This is a genomic window from Micromonospora foliorum, from assembly GCF_022229015.1.
Lineage (GTDB): Bacteria > Actinomycetota > Actinomycetes > Mycobacteriales > Micromonosporaceae > Micromonospora > Micromonospora foliorum.
Genome location: NZ_JAKKFF010000468.1, coordinates 1 through 3,679, shown reverse-complemented (window position 1 = coordinate 3,679; position 3,679 = coordinate 1). Strand labels below are relative to the sequence as shown.

3 protein-coding genes are annotated in these 3,679 nt (G+C 72.7%); all 3 read left to right on the top strand.

Features of this window, described 5'->3' with window-relative positions; translation table 11 throughout:
• On the top strand, positions 1-313 hold a 313-nt coding region (locus tag PSH25_RS34320; RefSeq protein ID WP_441005358.1), incomplete at its 5' end, for a cold-shock protein.
• A 54-nt stretch (positions 314-367) separates the two neighbouring features.
• Positions 368-2,731, top strand: a complete 2,364-nt coding sequence (locus PSH25_RS28240; protein ID WP_238661932.1) for an RNA degradosome polyphosphate kinase — start codon at positions 368-370, stop codon at positions 2,729-2,731.
• Positions 2,732-2,755: 24 nt separating this feature from the next.
• Positions 2,756-3,679, top strand: a 924-nt coding sequence (locus PSH25_RS28235; RefSeq protein WP_238661931.1) for a CYTH and CHAD domain-containing protein, incomplete at its 3' end; no start/stop codon positions are given.

Below are 3,679 nucleotides of genomic sequence, written 5' to 3'. Positions count from 1 at the left end.
CCGCCCGCGCCGCCGGCTGAGCCGCCCCGGCGGGCTGACCCGCCCCGACCCGCTCCACGGGCTGAGCCGGCCCGGCCCGCTCCACGGGCTGAACCCCCGGGTGTACGGTGCCAGCATGCAGGGCACGGTGGCCAGCTACGACGCGGCGACGCGCAGCGGAGTCCTGCTGCTCGACGACGGCACCGAGATGCGCTTCCCCGCCCGGGCCTTCGACGCCTCCGGGCTGCGACTTCTCCGGCTCGGCCAGCGGGTTCGCATCGACACCGATCCCGACGGCGAGGTCGTCCGGGTGACATTGCCGACGATGATCTGAGCCGGCGAGCCCAAGTTCATTTTGCGTTTACCGTAATCGGGTGATTATGAGCGGGTGAGCACCCCTCGCGAGCAACCGGCCCACCCGCCCGCCACCGACCTCCGCAACGGCTCCCGCACGCGCGGCACCGACGGACGCTTCCGCCCGTCCCGCGCCGAACGCGCCGGTGCCGCCCGCGCGGACACGCTCGCCGACGATCCCGGCGCCGCCTCCTCCGGGCTGGACGAGGTCATCGACCCCGCGCCGAAGATCGAGGCGGACGGACCGTCCGCCGGTGACGTCCACCCGGTCCTGCCGGACGACCTGCCGACAGGTGCCGGGCCGGAGGAGGACGACGAGCCCCCGGCGGCCGCGCCGCTGCCGGAGGACCGGTTCCTCAACCGGGAGCTGTCCTGGCTCGACTTCAACGCCCGGGTGCTCACCCTGGCCGAGGACCAGCGCACCCCGCTGCTGGAGCGGGCCAAGTTCCTGGCCATCTTCGCCAGCAACCTCGACGAGTTCTACATGGTGCGCATCGCCGGGCTGAAGCGGCGACTCTCCGCCGGCCTGCCGGTGCGCGGCGGGGACCGGCTGCCGCTGCGGACGCAGTTGGAGCTGATCGCCGAGCGGACCGGCGCCCTGGGCGCCCGGCACGCCGCCTGCTTCGTCGACGACGTGCTGCCCAAGCTGGCCGACGAGGGCATCCGGATCCTGCGCTGGGGTGAGCTGGGCGACGGCGAGCGGGAGCGGCTGCGCACCTACTTCCGGGAGCACATCTTCCCGGTGCTGACCCCGCTCGCGGTGGACCCGGCGCACCCGTTCCCGTACATCTCGGGGCGGTCGCTGAACCTGGCGGTGGCGGTTCGTGACCCCGACGGCGGTTCGGAGCTGTTCGCCCGGGTGAAGGTGCCCAACAACGTCCCCCGCTTCGTCCGGGTGGACCGGGACCAGCCGGGCGTGCGGATGCTGCCGGTGGAGGACCTGATCTCGGTGCACCTGGGGCAGTTGTTCAGTGGCATGCAGGTGGTCGAGTGCCACCTGTTCCGGGTCACCCGCAACGCCGAGGTGGAGGTCGACGAGGACCGCGACGAGGATCTGCTCCAGGCTTTGGAGCGGGAGCTGGCCCGGCGGCGGTTCGGTCCCCCGGTCCGCCTGGAGGTCGCCGCGTCCATCTCCGACCACATGTTGGAGCTGCTCGTTCGCGAGTTGGACATGGACGACCAGGACGTCCTGCGGGTGCCCGGCCTGCTGGACCTGTCCGCGCTGTGGCAGGTCTACGGCGAGGCGGACCGGCCGGACCTGAAGGACCCGCCGTTCGTGCCGGCCACGCACCCGCGGCTCGCCGAGGGTGAGGTGCCGCGCAGCGTCTTCTCCACCCTGCGCGACGGGGACGTCCTGGTGCACCACCCGTACCACTCGTTCGCCACCAGCGTGCAACGCTTCATCGAGCAGGCCGCCGCCGACCCGAACGTGCTGGCCATCAAGCAGACCCTCTACCGGACCAGCGGCGACTCCCCGATCGTCGACGCGCTCGTCGACGCGGCCGCCGCCGGCAAGCAGGTGGTGGTGCTGGTGGAGGTGAAGGCCCGCTTCGACGAGGTGGCCAACATCGGCTGGGCCCGCACGCTGGAACGCGCCGGCTGCCACGTGGTGTACGGCCTGGTCGGCCTGAAGACGCACTGCAAGACCGCGCTGGTGGTCCGGCAGGAGGGCAACCAGATCCGTCGCTACTGCCACATCGGCACCGGCAACTACCACCCGAAGACGGCCCGCCTGTACGAGGACTTCGGCATGCTCACCGCCGACCCGGAGATCGGCGCCGACCTCACCGACCTGTTCAACGTGCTCACCGGGTACAGCCGGCAGACCGCGTACCGGCGGTTGCTGGTCGCCCCGCAGGGCATTCGCAGCGGGCTCATCGAGCGGATCGAGCGGGAGATCTCGCACGTCCGCCTGGGCATGCCCGGGCTGGTCCAGTTCAAGGTCAACTCCCTGGTCGACGAGGGGGTGACCGACGCGCTGTACCGCGCCTCCCGGGCCGGCGTCCACGTCGACCTGCTCATCCGGGGCATGTGCACGCTGCGCCCCGGGGTGCCAGGGTTGTCGGAGAACATCCGGGTCCGCTCGATCCTCGGCCGGTTCCTGGAACACTCCCGGGTCTTCCGGTTCGGCAACAACGGCGAGGCCGAGTTCTGGATGGGCTCGGCCGACCTCATGCACCGCAACCTGGACCGTCGGGTGGAGGCGCTGGTGCAGGTGACCGACCCGATCGCCCGCGCCGAGCTGGACCAGGTGCTCACCGCCGCGATGAGCCCCGAAGTGGACGCGTTCGAGCTGGCCGGCGACGGCACCTGGACCCGGCGTACCGGCGGTGACAAGGTCGCCCGGGCCCATCTGCAGGAACTGCTGCTGCGCCGCGTCGGTGGCACGGCCAGCTGACCGCGCAGCGCATAGGCTGAGCTGATGGTCGAGGAGGAGCAGAAGTACGAGGTGGACGACGCCTACGTGCTGCCGGACCTGGCCGGCACGGCGCCGGCCGGGGGGCGGATCCGGGAGCTGCCACCGGTGACGCTTGTCGCCCGCTATCTCGACACTGTCGACCTGCGGCTGGCCCGGGCCGGTGCCTCGCTGCGTCACCGCCGGGGCGACGAGCTGCCCTGGACGGTGAAACTCCCCACCGGGACGCCGGGCGTCCGGCACGAGATCTCCCGTCCCGGGCCGAAGGGGCAGCCGCCACCGGAGCTGGTGGAGTTGGTCACCGTCCTGCACCGGGGGGCGCCGCTGGCCCCGGTGACGGTGGTGCGGACGGTGCGGCACGCGTACGAGGTGTGTGACCGGGCCGGCACGGTGCTCGCCGAGGTGGTGGACGACCGGGTGACGGTGCTCGACGACGCCGGCACCACCACCGACACGTTCCGCGAGTTGGAGGTGGAGCTGAAGGCCGGCGAGCGGGAGCTGCTCGACCGAATCGGCGGGGTGCTGCGCGAGGCTGGCGCCCAGGGCGGGTCGTTCACGCCGAAGCACGTACGGGCGCTGGGCGCGACAGCGCAGGCCGATCCGGACCTGGTCGCGCCGGCCGGGCTGCCCGCCGAGCCGAGCGCCGGCGACGTGGTGACCGAGGCGGTACGCAAGGAGGTCCGCCGGCTGTTGGCGCACGACCCGCTGGTCCGGCTGCGCGCCCCGGCCGCCGGCGACGACACCGCCGTGCACCAGATGCGGGTGGCCTGCCGACGCCTGCGCAGTGATCTGCGCACCTTCAAACCGTTGCTGCGCAAGACCTGGTCCCGCCCGCTGCGCACCGAGCTGCGCTGGTTGGCCGGTGTCCTCGGGGCGGCCCGCGACGCCGAGGTGCTGCGCGCGCGGCTGCGCCGCACCGCCGACGCCGAC